The 15,933-nt window shown below is 72.4% G+C and carries 17 protein-coding genes; 8 read left to right on the forward strand and 9 right to left on the reverse strand.

Features of this window, described 5'->3' with window-relative positions:
- Window positions 1–15: 15 nt before the first annotated feature.
- The gene (locus V1260_RS08680) at window positions 16–954 is read right to left on the reverse strand and encodes a metallophosphoesterase (protein WP_329746417.1); all 939 of its coding nucleotides are present in this window, start codon (window positions 952–954) and stop codon (window positions 16–18) included.
- Window position 955: 1 nt separating this feature from the next.
- Entirely contained in the window at window positions 956–3,355 is a 2,400-nt protein-coding gene (locus tag V1260_RS08685) for a penicillin-binding protein (RefSeq protein ID WP_329746418.1), read from the reverse strand.
- 274 nt (window positions 3,356–3,629) lie between these two features.
- Here V1260_RS08685 and V1260_RS08690 point away from each other — a divergent pair, with 274 nt between their 5' ends.
- The 4 genes from V1260_RS08690 to V1260_RS08705 all read left to right on the forward strand — a co-directional run bounded on the left by V1260_RS08690 (window position 3,630) and on the right by V1260_RS08705 (window position 5,549).
- Window positions 3,630–3,944, forward strand: a complete 315-nt coding sequence (locus V1260_RS08690) for a WhiB family transcriptional regulator (RefSeq protein ID WP_442878143.1) — start codon at window positions 3,630–3,632, stop codon at window positions 3,942–3,944.
- 91 nt (window positions 3,945–4,035) lie between these two features.
- The gene (locus V1260_RS08695; protein ID WP_442878144.1) at window positions 4,036–4,215 is read left to right on the forward strand and encodes a DUF4177 domain-containing protein; all 180 of its coding nucleotides are present in this window, start codon (window positions 4,036–4,038) and stop codon (window positions 4,213–4,215) included.
- A gap of 4 nt (window positions 4,216–4,219) precedes the next feature.
- Window positions 4,220–4,720, forward strand: a complete 501-nt coding sequence (locus V1260_RS08700) for a RidA family protein (protein ID WP_329746419.1) — start codon at window positions 4,220–4,222, stop codon at window positions 4,718–4,720.
- Between the two features lie 7 nt (window positions 4,721–4,727).
- Entirely contained in the window at window positions 4,728–5,549 is an 822-nt protein-coding gene (locus V1260_RS08705; RefSeq protein ID WP_329746420.1) for an MBL fold metallo-hydrolase, read from the forward strand.
- Window positions 5,550–5,620: 71 nt separating this feature from the next.
- On the opposite strand, the gene V1260_RS08710 is transcribed toward V1260_RS08705, so the two are convergent.
- Window positions 5,621–6,298: a Crp/Fnr family transcriptional regulator gene (locus V1260_RS08710; protein ID WP_015776602.1), complete on the reverse strand. Its 678-nt coding sequence runs from the start codon at window positions 6,296–6,298 to the stop codon at window positions 5,621–5,623.
- A 159-nt stretch (window positions 6,299–6,457) separates the two neighbouring features.
- Here V1260_RS08710 and V1260_RS08715 point away from each other — a divergent pair, with 159 nt between their 5' ends.
- The 4 genes from V1260_RS08715 (at window position 6,458) to V1260_RS08730 (ending at window position 9,333) form a co-directional block, all read left to right on the forward strand.
- On the forward strand, window positions 6,458–7,141 hold the full coding sequence (locus V1260_RS08715) for an endonuclease III domain-containing protein (protein ID WP_329746421.1): 684 nt from the start codon (window positions 6,458–6,460) through the stop codon (window positions 7,139–7,141).
- On the forward strand, window positions 7,138–7,824 hold the full coding sequence (locus V1260_RS08720) for an NUDIX hydrolase (RefSeq protein WP_329746422.1): 687 nt from the start codon (window positions 7,138–7,140) through the stop codon (window positions 7,822–7,824). Before V1260_RS08715 ends, V1260_RS08720 begins: the two co-directional genes overlap by 4 nt.
- A gap of 211 nt (window positions 7,825–8,035) precedes the next feature.
- Window positions 8,036–8,422, forward strand: coding sequence for a cold-shock protein (locus V1260_RS08725; protein WP_329746423.1), 387 nt, complete (start codon window positions 8,036–8,038; stop codon window positions 8,420–8,422).
- A gap of 5 nt (window positions 8,423–8,427) precedes the next feature.
- Window positions 8,428–9,333, forward strand: a complete 906-nt coding sequence (locus tag V1260_RS08730; protein ID WP_329746424.1) for a DUF3027 domain-containing protein — start codon at window positions 8,428–8,430, stop codon at window positions 9,331–9,333.
- A 129-nt stretch (window positions 9,334–9,462) separates the two neighbouring features.
- Here V1260_RS08730 and V1260_RS08735 read toward each other — a convergent pair whose 3' ends face one another.
- The 6 genes from V1260_RS08735 to V1260_RS08760 all read right to left on the reverse strand — a co-directional run bounded on the left by V1260_RS08735 (window position 9,463) and on the right by V1260_RS08760 (window position 15,892).
- Complete coding sequence (locus V1260_RS08735; protein ID WP_329746502.1) at window positions 9,463–10,653, reverse strand: DNA polymerase III subunit delta'; 1,191 nt, start codon at window positions 10,651–10,653, stop codon at window positions 9,463–9,465.
- 5 nt (window positions 10,654–10,658) lie between these two features.
- Entirely contained in the window at window positions 10,659–11,393 is a 735-nt protein-coding gene (gene tmk / locus V1260_RS08740; protein WP_329746425.1) for a dTMP kinase, read from the reverse strand.
- Entirely contained in the window at window positions 11,390–12,463 is a 1,074-nt protein-coding gene (locus V1260_RS08745; RefSeq protein ID WP_329746426.1) for a Gfo/Idh/MocA family protein, read from the reverse strand. Before V1260_RS08745 ends, tmk begins: the two co-directional genes overlap by 4 nt.
- 80 nt (window positions 12,464–12,543) lie before the next feature.
- On the reverse strand, window positions 12,544–13,398 hold the full coding sequence (locus tag V1260_RS08750; protein WP_329746427.1) for a carbohydrate ABC transporter permease: 855 nt from the start codon (window positions 13,396–13,398) through the stop codon (window positions 12,544–12,546).
- A complete protein-coding gene (locus V1260_RS08755) occupies window positions 13,395–14,549 on the reverse strand; it encodes a carbohydrate ABC transporter permease (RefSeq protein WP_329746428.1) in 1,155 nt (384 codons plus the stop codon). The genes V1260_RS08750 and V1260_RS08755 overlap by 4 nt, the downstream gene beginning before the upstream one ends.
- Entirely contained in the window at window positions 14,546–15,892 is a 1,347-nt protein-coding gene (locus V1260_RS08760; RefSeq protein WP_329746429.1) for an ABC transporter substrate-binding protein, read from the reverse strand. The genes V1260_RS08755 and V1260_RS08760 overlap by 4 nt, the downstream gene beginning before the upstream one ends.
- Window positions 15,893–15,933: the final 41 nt, after the last annotated feature.

Here is a 15,933-nt window from a genome sequence, read left to right on the forward strand (position 1 = left end):
AGTCGCCCGGGATGCTCACGCGCCCGTTCCGGGCTTCGGCGACCGCAACGTGAGCAAGGTCGCCTCCGGCGGCGTGAACAGGCGGTAGTTCGAGTACGGGCTCGCCCCGAGCCCCGCGCTGACGTTGAGCGCCACGCCCCGCCAGGAGGAGAGGCCGCGCGCCTGGGACCGGGGCAGATCGCAGTTGGTCACGAGGGCCCCGATGCCGGGCAGACGCAGCTGCCCGCCGTGGGTGTGCCCGGCCAGGATCAGGTCCGCGCCGTCGGCCGTGAAGGCGTCGAGCACCCTCCGGTACGGGGCGTGGGCCACGCCGAGGCGCAGCACATTCCCGTGCGACGGCAGCGGGCGATCCGGCCGCTCCGGGGCGGGCATCTCGTCCCGCTCCAGGTGGGGGTCGTCGACGCCGACGAGCCGCACCTCGAGCCCGCCGAGCTCGATCGCTGCGCGACGGTTCGTGAGGTCCTCCCAGCCGTGGGCGGAGAGCGCCGCGGCCAGCTCCTCCGTCGGCAGATCGCGGTCGGTGCGCTCGGTCATCCCCTCGGGACGGGGATCGGGCAGGAAGTAGCGCAGCGGGTTCTTCGGCCCGGGCGCGAACATGTCGTTCGAGCCCATGACGAAGGCCCCCGGGCGCTCGAGCAGGGGGGCGAGCGCCTCGGCGAGCACCGGCACTGCGGCGGCGGAGGCGATGTTGTCGCCGGTGTCGATCACCAGGTGCGGCCGCAGGGTCCCCAGGTGGCGCAGGAAGGCGATCTTGCGCTCCTGGTCCGGGACCAGATGGACGTCGCTCAGATGCAGGACCCGCAGCGTGCGGGCGCCCGGCGGGAGGATCCGCAGCTCCGCCTCGCGCAGGGTGAAGCGGTGGATCTCGACGTGCCGCGCCCAGACGTGCGCCGCGGCGCCGACGCCCAGCCCGACGGCCCCGGCGGCGGCCAGGGCGGTGGGGACTGCGCGCATCTCAGCCGCGCCCGGAGGACTGGCGGATGACGACGGTCTGCCCCTCGGGAAGCGAGGTGCCGGGAGCCGGATCGGTGCCGATCACGTACCACTGCCCCACGGAGTCCGACGCCTCGCGCTGCACCTCGACGGTGTAGCCGGCCGCCTCGAGCGCGGACTGCGCCTCGGAGAGCACCATCCCCGAGACGTCCGGCACCGTGCCGGGCTGCACGCTCTGGGAGGCCTGCGTGTTCGTCATGGCGGGCTGAGCGGGGAGGGCTTCGCTGGGCAGGCCCTCGTGCACGCGGATCATGTACTCCTGCCAGGTGGGCAGGGAGACGGTGTTGCCCCAGACGCTGCCGCGGCGGAGCATCTGGCCGTCGACCGCGAAGCCCTGGGGGCGGATGTTCGCCTGCGGATGGCCGAACCACACGGCGGTGGACATCTGACGGGTGAAGCCGACGTACCAGGTGTGGAACTGCGAGCCCGAGGTGCCGGTCTTGCCGCCCGCCGGGTGGCCGGGGATGGTCTTGCCGCGGCCGGTGGCGCGGGGATCCTCGAGGTCCTGCTGCAGGGTCCAGGCCATCGCGTCGGCCACGTCCTTGTCGACCGCCTGGTGGCAGGCCGCGCCGGTGATCGGCATGGCCTCGCCGGTCCGGTCGACGACCTCGGTGATGGCCTGCGGCTTGCAGTAGGTGCCGTCCGCGGCGAACACCGCATAGGCCGCCGCCATGTCGAGCGCCGAGATGCGCAGCTCGCCGAGGACGACCACGGAGGGCGCCAGCTCGGTGCTGTACATCTCCTCGATCGGCATGTCCCAGGTGGTCGGGTCATAGGGGTTGTAGGTGGCCGGGACCACGCCGATGTCCCGGGCGCCCTCGGCGATGTCGCACAGATCGAGCTGGCGGGCCATGTTCGCGTAGCTCGTGTTCACGGAGAACTTGGTCGCGTTCAGGACGGTCTCCATCGGGGCGAGCCGCACCGACACCGCGTTGTCCGGGTTGTAGCCCTCGCGCTCGCGCCAGGCACCCCCGCTCAGGCACTGGGCGGGGAAGGTCGTCATCGGCTCCCGGGCCGTGCCCACGCGGTCCATCAGCCCGTGGCCGGTCTTGAGCCACTCCAGCAGCACGAAGGGCTTGAAGGTCGAGCCGACCGGGAAGCCGCTGCTGCCGCCGAGGTCCTGCGGCACGTTGTAGTTGATCGCCGTCTCGCCCGGTCCGACCTCCTGATAGGGGTTGAACACGCGGTTCTCGGCCATCGTGAGGATCTTGCCGGAGCCCGGCTCGACGGTGACGATCGAGTGGCCGAAGCCGCTCTCGGAGTCGCCGGGCACGCGGCGCTGCAGGATCTCCTCGGCGGCAGCCTGCTTGGCCGGGTCCAGGGTGGTCCGGATCGTGAGCCCGCCGCCGTAGAGCAGCTTGCGGCGCTCCTCGTAGGTCGGTGCGAACTCGGGATCGTTCAGCAGCGTGCGGGTCACGTAGTCGCAGAAGAAGCCGGAGCCCTTCGCGTCCGCGCAGCCGGCGCGCACGTTCTTGATGGTGAGCATCTCCTCGACCGGCTGGGCGGTGTACTGGTCGTACTCCGCCTGGGTGATGTAGCCCTCGCGGAGCATGTCCCCGAGCACCTCGTTGCGCCGCTTCTCGCCCGCCTCGGGGCGACCGACGGGGTCGTACTGGTTCGGACCGTTGGTGATGCCCGCGAGCAGCGCCGCCTCGCCGGGGTTGAGGTCCTTCGCGCTCTTGGAGAAGTAGTGCTGGGCGCCGGTCTCGACGCCGTACTGCGAGGGGCCGAACTGCGCCACGTTGAGATAGGCGTTGAGGATCTCGTCCTTGGACCACTGCTTCTCGAGGGAGATCGCCAGCTTCGCCTCGCGCAGCTTGCGGCCGTAGGTCTGCTCGGTGGCCGCCGCCTGGTCCTCCTGGTCGCCGCGCTGTACGGCATCCATCAGCAGAGCGTTCTTGACGTACTGCTGGGTGAGGGTCGAGCCGCCCTGGGTGGCGCCGCCGGCCGCGTTGGACAGGAGGGCGCGCACGGTGCCCTTGGGGTCGATGCCGCCGTGCTCGTAGAAGCGGCGGTCCTCGACCGCGACCACCGCTTGCTGCATGTACGGCGAGATCTCCTCGAGGGGGACCATGATGCGGTTCTCGGTGTAGAAGGTGGCCAGCAGCGAGCCGTCCGCCGCCTCGATGCGGCTCGCCTCGTTCAGCGGCTCGACCTCGAGCTCCGTGGGGTAGGACTCGAAGAGGTCCACGCCGTCCTCCGCGACCGCCGAGGTGGCGGAGACCGCCGGCAGGAAGAAGCCGGCAAGGAGCACCCCGCCGAGGATGGACACGGCGATCACGCCCAGGAGCAGGTACAGCGTCTGCAGGAGGGCGACGGGCAGGGAGCGCCCGGGGGCGGAGCTGGACGGAGTGCGGGCCATGGTCCCACCCTACGGCGGCCCGCCGCGACGGGCCATGAGGCGGGCCGGGAGCGCGGCGATCTTCACGAAACCTCACCGTCCGCGGGCCGCTGCGGGTCGTGACGGGAGGTGGTCCGCAGGATTCCCGTGGGCAGGTCCCGGGCGGATCGCCGGGAGGTGCAGCCCGGCGCGCCGAGGGACAGGTTTCTGTACAGGTGACGATCTGATTTGTCCTGTGGCGAAGGTCTCCTTACAGTGGCCGTGTGAACGGATCAACGACGATCCGAGGAAGGGGATGACGATGACGATCGAGGCGATCTCGAGCGCGAGCGCCGCGGACTCGAGCTGGGCGACGCGGGGAGCCTGCGCGAGCATGGACCCCGACGGATTCTTCGTGCAGGGCGCGGAGCAGCATGCCGTCAAGGCCGCGTGCGGCGCCTGCCCGGTGCAGCGGGAGTGCCTGGCCGATGCCCTGAACAACCGCGTGGACTTCGGGGTGTGGGGCGGGATGACCGAGCGCGAGCGGCGGCGCCTGCTGCGCCGCCATCCCGAGGTCACCGACTGGAGCCGGGTGCTGCACCAGGTCTCCCAGCACGCCGTCGGCGGCTGAGCGGCGGGAGAGCGGGCACGTGCGGCGCGGATCCCGAGAGGGATCGGGGGCTGACCTGCCCGGAGCGGCCCCGCGCCGGTAGGCTCGCCCCATGAGCACCCTGACCCGCTGGGAGTACCTGACCGTCCCGCTGCTGATCCATGCGACCAAGCAGATCCTCGACAACTACGGCGGGGAGGGATGGGAGCTGGTGCAGGTCGTCCCCGGCCCGAACCCCGAGTCGCTCGTCGCCTACCTCAAGCGCCCGCTCGCCGCGGCGTCCGAGGGCTGAGCAGATGGCGGCCACCGAGCAGTCCGCGCCCGCCGGATCCCGGATCCGGGCGCGCCTGGCCCAGCTGAACCTGCCCCTGCCGGAGGTCGCGGCCCCCGTCGCGGCCTACGTCCCCGCGATCGTCACCGGCTCGCTCGTCCAGACCTCCGGCCAGCTGCCCTTCGTCAAAGGTGCCCTGCCGCTGACCGGAAAGGTCGGCGCCGAGGTGACTCCCGAGGCCGCCGCGCGCCTCGCCGCGGCCTGCTGTCTCAACGCCCTCGCCGCGATCGAGGCGGAGATCGGCGATCTCGACCGCATCGTGCGGATCGTCAAGGTCACCGGTTACGTCGCCTCGGATCCCGCCTTCTCCGGGCAGCCGGCCGTGATCAATGGGGCCAGCGAGCTGCTGGGCCAGGTCTTCGGCGAGGTCGGGCGCCATGCGCGCGCGGCTGTCGGCGTCGCGGTGCTGCCGCTCGATGCCCCGGTCGAGCTCGACCTGCTGGTCGAGATCGCCCCCGCCGACTGAGGACCCGATGACCGAGGAGCCGCTGGACCGCGACCCGGAGGCGCCGGGGGTGGAACTGCTCGAGCTGCGGGCGGACAACCCCGGCCCGATGACCCTCAGCGGCACCAACAGCTATGTGCTGCGCGACGGGGACGAGATCTGGGTGGTCGACCCCGGCCCCCGGGATCCCGGGCATCTCGCCGGACTGCTGCGCCTCTGCGGGACGGACACCCGGCCCCGCGGCGTGCTCGTCACCCATCGGCATCTCGACCACACCGCGGGCGCCGCGACCCTCGCCCGCCAGCTCGCCGCCCGCAGCGGTCTCGAGGTGCCGCTGTGGGCCGCCGACCAGCAGGCGGTCCCCGGATCCCGCCCCGTGCCCGCGACCCTCGAGGGCGAGAACGGCGTGGCCGGTCATGTCATCCACCTGCCCGGACACACCTCCGACTCGGTGGGGGTGCTCGCCGACGGCGGCCGACTGCTGACGGGCGACACGCTCCTGGGCGGCTCCTCGACGGTCATCCTGCTCGAGGACGGGGGCTCCGTCGCCGATCACCTGCAGTCCCTCGCAATCCTGCGGGCCATGGCGCAGGACGGCCGCATCGGCTCCCTCCACCCGGGACACGGCGAGCCCGTGCTCGACCCGCTCACCGCACTCGAGGTGATCGAAGCGGCCATCACCCACCGCCTCGAGCGGCTCGACCAGGTGCGCCGCGCCCGCGAGGCCGGGGCCCTGACTCTCGACCGGCTGCTGCGCGCCGTCTACGGGCCGGAGCTGCCCGAGGGGCTCCGCGACGCCGCGCTGCAGAACCTCCGCGCGAGCCTCGCCCACCTCTCCGAACAGGACTGACAACGCCGAACGCGCCGCCACCCCGAGGGGAGGCGGCGCGCTCGGCGGCCAGGAGGGCTGGAGAGAGCGGGTCAGCGGGCGCGGCGGCGCAGACGCTCGACGTCCACGATGAGCACCGCACGGGCCTCGAGCCGGATCCAGCCGCGCGAGGCGAAGTCCGCAAGGGCCTTGTTGACGGTCTCGCGGGAGGCGCCGACCAGCTGGGCCAGCTCCTCCTGGGTGAGACCGTGGGCGACCATCACGCCGTCGTCGGTCTGGCGACCGAAGCGCTGGGCGAGGTCGAGGACGTTCTTGGCGACGCGGCCGGGGACGTCCGCGAAGACCAGGTCCGCGAGGGACTCGTTGGTCTTGCGCAGGCGACGGGCGAGCGAGGCCAGCAGGTGGCGGCCCACCTCGGGACGCTGCGCGAGGACCCGGTAGAGGTCCTGCTGCGAGAGCGAGTACAGGGTGGACTCGGCGACGACGGTGGCGGTCGCGTTGCGCGGCGCCGGATCGAAGAGCGACAGCTCGCCGAGGGTCTCGCCCGGGCCGAGCACGGCCAGCAGGTTCTCGCGGCCGTCGCCCGAGGCGTGCCCGACCTTGACCTTGCCCGAGCCGATGATGAAGAGCCGGTCACCGGGATCGCCCTCGCGGAAGATGATGGCGCTGCGGTGGTAGTCCTCCTGCTTCATCGACGCCAGCACGGCCTGCTTGCCGTCCTCGTCGAGCGCAGCGAACAGCGGCGACGACCGTACGATGTTCTCGTCCACGGAACCTCCTGATGGTGGGGTCCCGGTGCGCCGGGACCGTGCTGTGCTACCCATTGTGAACCATGCGACCACCAGCGGTGGGCGCTGTCACACGTTGTGGGAACACTATCGCGACTGCGGCGCGGAGGCTCGTCACCCGTCGATCGAGGAGCCCATCGGATGAGCGCGCAGACAGCGGACCGGACCAGGGAAGCGCCCGTCGGGCCGCCCGCGGACCCGGACGCCGTGGACGCCCTGCTGAGCGCCGCACACCCCGACGCGCGCACCGAGCTCGACCACCGCGATGCCTTCGAACTGCTGGTCGCGACAATGCTCTCGGCCCAGACGACCGACGTGCGGGTCAACGACGTCACCCCCGAGCTGTTCTCCCGCTGGCCCGACGCCGCCGCCCTCGCCGGTGCCGACGAGGCGGAGCTGACCGCGATCCTCGCCCCGCTCGGGATGGGCCCGACCCGGGCGCGTCGCGCCGTCGGCCTCGCCCGCGGTCTGCTCGCCCGGCACGACGGCGAGGTGCCCGATGACCAGGCCGCCCTCGAGGCCCTGCCCGGGGTGGGCCGCAAGACCGCGCACGTGGTGCGGGGCACCTGGTTCGGGCACTCGCTGCTCGCCGTCGACACCCATGTGGGTCGGCTCGCGCGGCGGCTCGGCTGGACCGCGAGCACCGACCCGCGGGCGGTCGAACGGGACGTGATCGCCGCAGTCGGCGGGGAGCCGATCAATCTCACGGCGCTCTCGCTGCGGTTGATCCTCCACGGTCGACGGGTCTGCCTCGCCCGCGCGCCCCGCTGCAGCCGGTGCGTCCTCGCGGAGATCTGCCCGAGCGCTCCCGGGGCGGCCGCATGAGCGCCGGGACCGAGCTGCCGGAGGCGGCCCGCTTCCTGGGGTCGCTCGCGGACGGGGCCCGGCGCGGCGAGTTCCTCGTGCCGCGGGAGGAGGATCCGCGTGCGCCGCGTCCCGGCGCGGGCGGCCCACGGCGCAGCGCGGTGCTGCTCCTGATCGCGGGCACGGGCCTCGAGGACGCCGCGCTCGTCCTCGAGGAGCGCGGACACGCCCTGCGCTCCCAGCCCGGTCAGTTCTCGCTCCCCGGCGGCGGCATCGACGCCGACGATCCCAGCCCCGTCCACGCCGCGCTGCGGGAGGCGCACGAGGAGACCGGCCTGCACCCGGCCGAGGTGGAGGTCCTGGGCGCCTTCGCCCCCATCCCCATGCCGTGGCGCGATCAGCGGGTCACTCCGGTGCTGGGCTGGGCACCGCGGCGACCGAGGCTCGGCGTGCAGGACCCCGTCGAGGTCGAGCGGGTGGTCTGGGCGCCGCTGCGCGGTCCGGGCTCGCTCACCGATCCCGACCGCCGCTTCCGGGGCGCCCTCGGCGACCGCGCCGTCGGCCCCGTCTTCGACCTGCCCGACGGTGTCTTCGTGTGGGGCTTCACGGCGATGATCCTTGATCGGGTGCTCACCGAGCTCGGCCTCGAGGGGACCCCGCCGGGGGTGCCGACGGTCCAGATCCCGCCCGCCTTCCGGCGCTGAGCGACGGTGCGGCCCCGACCTCGGCGTGTGCCCCCTCACCCGGGTGCCCGCGGCGGTGCCCGCGGCACTGCACAGCCCGGGTCGCTCCGGTAGACTCGACCCTTGCCGGACCGTCTCCGGCGCCCTGGGGTGCAGGCGAGTCCGGTTCGGTCCGTCGCGCGCCCGGGTGTCCACCCCCGAATCACAGCAGCAGACAAGGAATGGGATCCACGTGCCACGCGGCAAGGTGAAGTTCTACGACGCCGAGAAGGGCTTCGGCTTCATCCTCGATGACGAGGACGGGCAGAGCGTGTACGTGCACGCCACGAACCTCCCCGAGGACGTCACGGCCCTCCGCCCGGGTGCCCGCGTCGAGTTCGACATGGTCGACGGTCGTCGTGGCCCGCAGGTCCTCTCCCTCCAGCTCCTCGAGCCCGCCCCCTCCGTGAGCCGGGCGCGCCGCCCCAAGCCCGACGAGATGGCCGGGATGGTCGAGGACCTGATCCGTCTGCTCGACGACGCCTCCAACGGGCTGCGTCAGGGCCGCTACCCCGACCGCGGGCACTCGCAGAAGATCGCCACCGTGCTGCGCGCCGTCGCCGACAACTTCGAGGCCTGAACCGGATGACCCAGCCCACCACCGCCCCCCGCCGGACCCGCGCCGCGCGACCCAAGCTGGACGCGATCGCGGCCGAGGCCGTCGAGCTCGCCCGCGAGGCGCTGCTCGAGGTCACCGAGCCAGGCCAGGTCGGCGAGCACCTCCGCGTCGAGGCGAGCGGGGAGCGGCTGGCCACCCATGTCTTCGAGTGCACCATGCCCGGCTACCGCGGCTGGTCGTGGATCGTCGTGGTCACGCGGGCGTCCCGGGCGAAGGTCGCGACCGTCGCCGAGACCGCGCTGCTGCCGGGGGAGGACGCGATCCTCGCCCCCGACTGGGAGCCGTGGTCCGAGCGGCTCAAGCCCGAGGACGTCGGCGCCGACGACCTGCTCCCGTTCCGCGAGCAGGACGTGCGTCTCGAGCAGGGCTTCGAGTCCACCGGGGACGAGGACGAGGACCGCGTGGCGCGGTGGGAGCTGGGGCTCGGGAGGGCGCGCGTGCTCTCCCCGGAGGGCCGCTCCGAGGCCGCCGAGCGCTGGGCCGAGGGCGAGTTCGGTCCGCGGCAGACCTCGAGCCGGGGCCGTCGTGGCACCGTCGCGGCCTCCTGCACCAGCTGCGGCTTCCTCATGAAGCTCTCCGGCTCGCTGCGCACCGAGTTCGGGGTGTGCACCAACGAGTGGTCCCCGGCCGACGGTCGCGTGGTCCATCTCGACTACGGCTGCGGCGCCCACTCGGAGACGGGCCAGGAGGAGCCCGACCGCGAGATCCAGCTCCACGGCGGGGTGATCGACGAGCTCGAGGTCGACCTCGAGCCGCGCGGCTCCGACGAGCAGGCCGCCGAGACTCCGGGAGCCGACGAGCAGGCCACCGAGATCCCCGGCACCGACGAGCAGGCCACGGAGATCCCCGAGGCGGACTCGCCGGAGGACTGAGCTCCTCGCCCTCGTGGTGCTCCGCGCCCTCGCGGTACCGACGGGTCATGTGCGGCTCAGTTCCCTGGAGGGAACACCGCTGCACATGACGTGTCGGTCACCAGGGTCAGGGTCAGGGTCCGGGGATGATCAGACGAGGGAGACCGCGATCCGGGCGAGCAGCGCCTCGATCGCGAGCAGCGGCGGGACGTTCCCGGCGATACGCGCCCGGGCCTCCTGCACCGCCTCTAGGAGAGTGAGGGTGACCCGGCCGTCCCTGCGGGAGGCGACTTGCTCGATCTCGGGGGCGACCTCGATGTTCACGAGCTCCCCGCCGGTGCCGAGCTGCCGCCCGAGCACGTCCCGCAGCACCGAGTGCACATCGAGCAGATAGCGATCCAGCACGTCCCGCACCAGGCGGGTCTGGCGGCGCTTGGCATCGTCCTCGAGCTGCTTGACCTGGGAGCGCAGCGCCGGTGGGACCTTGCCGTCGTCGATCCCCGCCGAGCGGAGGAAGCGCTCGCGCTCCTCGGCGGCGACCGTGTCGGCGTGCTCCTTGGCCTCGGCCGTCGCCCGGTCCACGAGCCCCTGCGCCGCGAGCACCGCCTCCCCGGTGCTGCGCAGGCCCAGCAGGGTCCGGGCCGCCTCCTCCCTGGCCGCGAGGGAGCCCTCCTGGGTGGCGTAGCGCAGGGCCAGGCCGATGTGGCCCTGGGCGGCGCGGGCCGCGCGCAGGGCGAGCGCGGGATCGACCCCGTCGCGGCGCTGCAGCAGCTCCGCGACCACGGCCGCGTCCGGCACCGAGAGCGTCACCAGACGGCAGCGGGAGCGGATGGTGGCGGCGAGGTCCTCCGCCGAGGGGGCGCAGAGCATCCACACGGTCGACGGGGGCGGCTCCTCGATCGACTTCAGCAGCACGTTGAAGGTGCCGGCGCTCATCCGGTCGGCGTCCTCGATGACCAGCACCCGGTGCCGTCCCGTCGCGGGAGCGCGCTGCGCCGTCATCACCAGCGCGCGCACCTCCTCCTTCGCGATGGACAGCTTGTCCGTGGCGACCACGGTGACGTCGGGGTGGGTGCCCGCGAGCACCGTGCGGCAGGCCCGGCACTCGCCGCAGCCGGTTCCCTGCTCGCACTGGAGGGTCGCGGCGAAGGCCCGCGCGGCCGTGGAGCGGCCCGAGCCGGGAGGTCCCGTGATCAGCCACGCCTGGGCGAGGGAGCCCTCGGGGGAGGCGGCGCGGCGGAACTGCGCGACCGCGGCGTCCTGGCCGACCACGTCGGCCCAGACGCGCGGCAGCGGGCCGTCCGCGACCCCGGGGGGCGCGACGGTCCCGGCGCCGGTCAGGGGGCTCACGCCTCGTCCCGGTGGCGGGCCGGTGGGGCCGGCTCGAAGGTGGGGTCGAACAGGGCGAGCACCTCGCCGACCGAGGCGAGGACCTGGGCGTGCACCTCCTCGCGGGGCAGGGTCCCGTCGATCACCGCGAAGCGATCCGGCTCCGCGGCGGCGAGGTCGAGGAACTCCTGGCGGACCGCGGCATGGAACTCGCGGCCGGCCTGCTCGAGGCGGTCCTTCCCCGCGGGGTCCCGTCGGTCATCGAGGGCTTCCGTGGGCACGTCCAGCAGGATGGTGCGGTGGGGGAGCAGCCCGTCGGCCGCCCACAGCGAGAGCGAGCCGATCTCCTCGGGATCCAGCGCCCGCCCCGCGCCCTGGTAGGCGATCGAGGAGTCGAGATAACGGTCGGCGAGCACGAGCCCGCCGCGCGCGAGATGGGGGCGCACCACGGTCGCGATGTGGTGGGCGCGATCGGCCGCGTACAGCAGCGCCTCCGCCCGCGCCTCCACGTGCTCGCCGTGCAGCAGCAGGTCGCGGATCTGCGCACCGAGAGCGGTCCCGCCGGGTTCGCGCGTGGTGAGCACGAGGTCCTCGGCGACGTGGCGCTCGGAGACCAGGTGCTCGCGCAGCATGGCGATTTGCGTGGACTTGCCGGCCGCCTCGCCGCCCTCGAAGGACAGGAAGGCACCGCGGCGCGGGGGATGCGGCGCGGGGATGCGCAGACCGCGGGTGGCGTCGATCTGGAGGGTCATGCCCTGGCCTCCCCGGGGTAGACCACGCCCAGCTCGGCGCGCACGGCATCCATCGTCTCCATCACCGAGAGGGTATCGGCCCAGCTCATCAGCGGCGACTCGAGCTCCCCGGCGGTGATCCGGCGGGCCGCCTCGGCGATCTCGTAGGCCATGCCGTCCCCGTGGGGCCCGGGATGCTCGACGCGCGCCGTCCGGCCGTCGAGAAGCGTCACGGTGAGGGTGCCGGGGGCGAAGAACGCCCCGCCCAGGTGCGCGGAGCCGGCGGTCCCGGAGACCACGGCGGCCGTGGGCGTGCGGGCGCGCAGGGTCGTGCCGAGGCGCGCCATGCCGCCGCGGGCGCCCCGGGCGAGCAGGGCCACGGTTCCGTCGACCCCCGTCGGCGTCCGTTCGCCGCGCACCGCGAGCTCCCCGAGATCGCCGAGCACCATCTGCGCGAAGGAGATCGGGTACACGCCGAGGTCCAGGAGTGCCCCGCCGCCCAGCTCGGGGTCGTTCATGCGATGGGCGGGATCGGTGGGCATCGCCTGGCCGTGGTCGGCCGCGACCTCGACGATCTCGCCGAGGATCCCGCTGTCCAGCACCTGGCGGAGCACGTCGTACTGCGGCAGGAAACGCGCCCACATCGCCTCCATCGCGAAGACCCCGCGGTCCCGGGCGAGGTCCAGCAGGTCCCGCGCCTGCGGGGCGTTGAGGGTGAAGGCCTTCTCCACCAGCACCGGAACCCCGGCCTCGAGCACCGGGCGGGTCAGCTCGTGGTGCTGCGCGTGCGGCGAGGCGATGTAGACGGCGTCGATCCCGCCCGCCGCGAGCATCTCCCCGACGCTGTCGTAGGAGCTCTCCACGCCGTGCTCGGCGGCGAAGGCCGCGGCCCGCTCGGCGGAGCGGGAGACGACGGAGACGACGCGGGAGGCGGTCGCCCGTTGCGCGGTCTCGGTGAACTGGGTGCCGATGTGGCCCGGGGAGATCACGCCCCAGCGCAGGCCCGGCGCCGCCGCCGGATCGGGGACGGTGGATGCGGGCAGGACCAGGTCGGGAAGGGTCCCGCCCTCGCGGGTGTCATCGGCGCTCATGGGGTCCAATCTACCGAGCGTCCCCGACACCCGGGGGTGTCGAGGGCGCTCGGTGGACGACGGACCCCGGAGGAGGGGGATCAGCCCTTCACGGCGCCGGAGGTCATGCCGCGCACCAGGAAGCGCTGCAGGGAGAAGAACACGATCATCGGGATCACCATGGAGAGGAAGGCGCCCGCGGTGAGCAGCTCCGCTCCCTGGCCCTGGGTGCCGAGCATCTGCTGCAGGTCGACGATCACGGTGCGGTTCTCGCCGCCGCCGATGAACAGCCGCGCGATCAGCAGGTCGTTCCACACCCACAGGAACTGCAGCGTCGCGAAGGCCGCGATCGCCGGGGAGGACATCGGCGCGACCAGCTTCCAGAAGGTCTGGAAGTGGCTCGCCCCGTCGATCTTCGCGCTCTCCACGACGGAGCCGGGAAGGGTCGCCATGTAGTTCCGCAGGGTGTACACGGCCAGCGGCATGCCGAAGCCGGTGTGCAGCAGCCACACCGCCACGAACTGGCCGTTGATGCCCAGCCCGCGCGGACCCAGCAGGTCCAGCATCGGCTGGAAGGCCACCTGGATCGGCACCACCATCAGGGCGACGATGACGATGAACAGCACGTCCTTGCCACGGAACTCCATGAAGGTGAAGGCATAGGCCGCGAAAGCTGCGAACATGATCGGCAGCACCGTGGCCGGCACCGCGACCACCACGGAGTTGATGAGCGTGGTGCCCATCGAACCGTTCCCGAGCAGCTCCGCGTAGTTGTCGAAGGTCCAACCGCCCGTGGTGAGCGAGGTCCACCAGCCCGTCGTCGCCGCCGCCTCGCGAGTGCGCAGGCTCGTCACCAGCAGACCCAGGGTCGGGATGGTCCACAGGATCACCAGCAGGGGCATGACGATCATCGCGAGCGGTGACCGCTTGCGCCCGTCCTTCATCGTGCCGCTCATCGTCCCGCCTCCTGTGCTCGGAAGGCACGGACCTGATAGATCAGGATCGGCAGCACCAGGATCAGCAGCACCACCACGACCGCCGAGGCCTGCCCGGCCTGCTGGTCCGTGAACAGCTTGCGGAAGAACAGGTTGGCGATCACGTCGGTGTCGTACAGGCCGTTGGTGGTCACGTAGATGACGTCGAAGACCTTCAGCACCAGGATCAGCACCGTGATGAACACGGCCATGAGCGTCACCCGCACCTGCGGGAAGATAATCTGCCAGAAGATCCGGATCTCGCTCGCGCCGTCCATCCGGCCCGCCTCGATCGTGTCCTCCGGGACGGCCTTGATGGCCGAGCTCAGCAGCACCATCGCGAAGCCCGTCTGCAGCCAGATCAGGATCACCATCAGCACCAGCGAGTTCAGGCGAGCCGTCTCGATCTGGTACCAGGGCTGGGGTTCTCCGCCGAGGCCGACGACGATCGCGTTGAGCAGGCCGGTCTGGGCGGTGCTCGGATCGCTGTAGGCGTAGACCAGGCCCCAGATGGTCGCGGCGCCGACGAAGCTGATCGCCATCGGCAGGAAGATCAGCGACTTGGTGGTCTGCTCGCCGACGGGGGAGAGCTTGTCGGCCAGCACCGCGACGCCGAGCCCGAAGGCGACCGTCACGATCGGCACCACGAGGATCCACAGCAGGTTGTTCAGCAGCGCCGACCAGAAGGCGCCGCTGGAGAAGATCGCCTGGTAGTTCGCGAGGCGGACCCACTGCGTGGAGTCGTCGTTCGCGAAGGAGTACACGACGGTCTGCACCGTCGGGTACAGGAGCATCAGCGTGATCAGCGCGAATCCCGGCAGCAGGAAGGCGTAGGGGATCACGCCCTCGGAGAAGCGGCTCGGGAGCCCCTCCACGCACATGTTGAGGAATCGGAAGAAGAGCATCGAGCCGCCGATGCCGACGATCAGGCCGAGCAGCCCGATGAGGATCGAGGAGCTCGCGAACCACTGCGGGTAGTACGCGAAGGCGAGGAAGATGTTGCACGCCAGCCAGGCGGTGAGCACCATGCCGACGGCGCCGAGGACGAGGCGCAGGGGCCGGGCCGGGGATCCGCCGCGCTCCTGGCCGACGGGCTCCGCCGGAGCCGGTGCGGTGACGGCCGAGGTGCTCACGCCGGCCACCCCGCCTCGATCTCGTCGCACACCTGCTGGGCGGTCTTCGACCCGCGCAGCCACTCGACCATTCCGGTCCAGAAGGAGCCGCCGCCGACGGCCGCCGGCATCACGTCGGAGCCGTCGTAGCGGAACACCTGGGCGGCGCCGGCGATCTCGGCGACCCGGCGTGTGGTCTCATCGGCGTACTGCGAGGGGTCGAAGGTGGTGTGCGGGCTGAGCCAGCCGCCGGCCTGGGCCCACGGGCCGCCGAACTCGGGGGAGGTGAGGAAGCGCATCAGCGCGACCGAGTCGTCGTCGAGCGAGAACAGGGCCGCGAGGTCGCCGCCGCCGAGGATCGGCTGGCCCTCGAAGCCGCCCTCCCAGGGCGGCATGGCGAACACGCCCACCTGGTTGTCCATGTCCGCGAGCACCGCCTCGGGGAAGAAGCCGGTGACGAAGTTGCCCTGCCGCACGAGCATCGCCCGCGCCGGGTCCTCGAACAGCGGCAGCGGCGCCTCCGAGAAGGGGGTGTTGAGGATGGTCTCGCGACCGCCGAGCACGTTGCCCTCACCGAGCAGCAGCTCGCCGACCAGGTCGAAGACCTCCACGACCTCGGGGGCGTTGAAGGGGATGCGGTGGTAGATCCAGTCGTCGTAGACGTCCGGGCCGTGGACACGGAGCATGAACTCCTCGATCCAGTCCGTGCCCACCCAGCCCGTCGCCTGATCGGCGCCCCAGGCATCGGACCAGGGGGCGATGCCGGTGGCCTTGATGTCGTCGGCGATGTCGTAGAGCTCCTGCATCGTCGCGGGCTCCGTCGACCAGCCGCCCGCCTCGTAGGCGGGCTTCGGGTACCAGATCAGCGACTTGCAGGCCATGCGCATCGGCGCCCCGTAGACCCGCCCCTGCAGACGGGCGGAGTCCAGGAAGCCGGGCACGAGCGTGCCCTCGAGGGCGTCGTAGTCGAGGTAGACGTCGATCGGCACCACGGCTCCGGCGGCCGCCTGGTCGAACAGCCCGCCGGGCTGGGGGAACAGGGCGATGTCCGGGACGTCGCCCGCCCCGACCCGCTGCCGGATCGTGTTGGTGAAGTCGCTGTCCGGGGTGTACTGCACGGTGATGCCGCTCGAGGCGGTGAACTCCTCGAGGGAGGCCTCGAAGGCCTCCTGCTCCTGGCCGCCGAAGGCGCCGAGGACGGTGACGGTGCCGTCACCGGGGACGTCCCCGTCGGTGTAGCGGTCGACGGTGCCGAGGGCTCCGCCGCCGCTGTCGGGATTCTGCAGGCAGCCGGCCAGGCCGACGGTCGCGGCGGTCGCCGCGGCTCCGGCCAGGGCGGCGCGCCGAGTCAGGGATCGAGCCATGATCACTCCTTCGTGACGCAGGGGGACTGGTCCGTCGCCTC

Origin of the sequence: Brachybacterium sp. J144 (genome assembly GCF_036321705.1) — a bacterium.
Lineage (GTDB): Bacteria > Actinomycetota > Actinomycetes > Actinomycetales > Dermabacteraceae > Brachybacterium.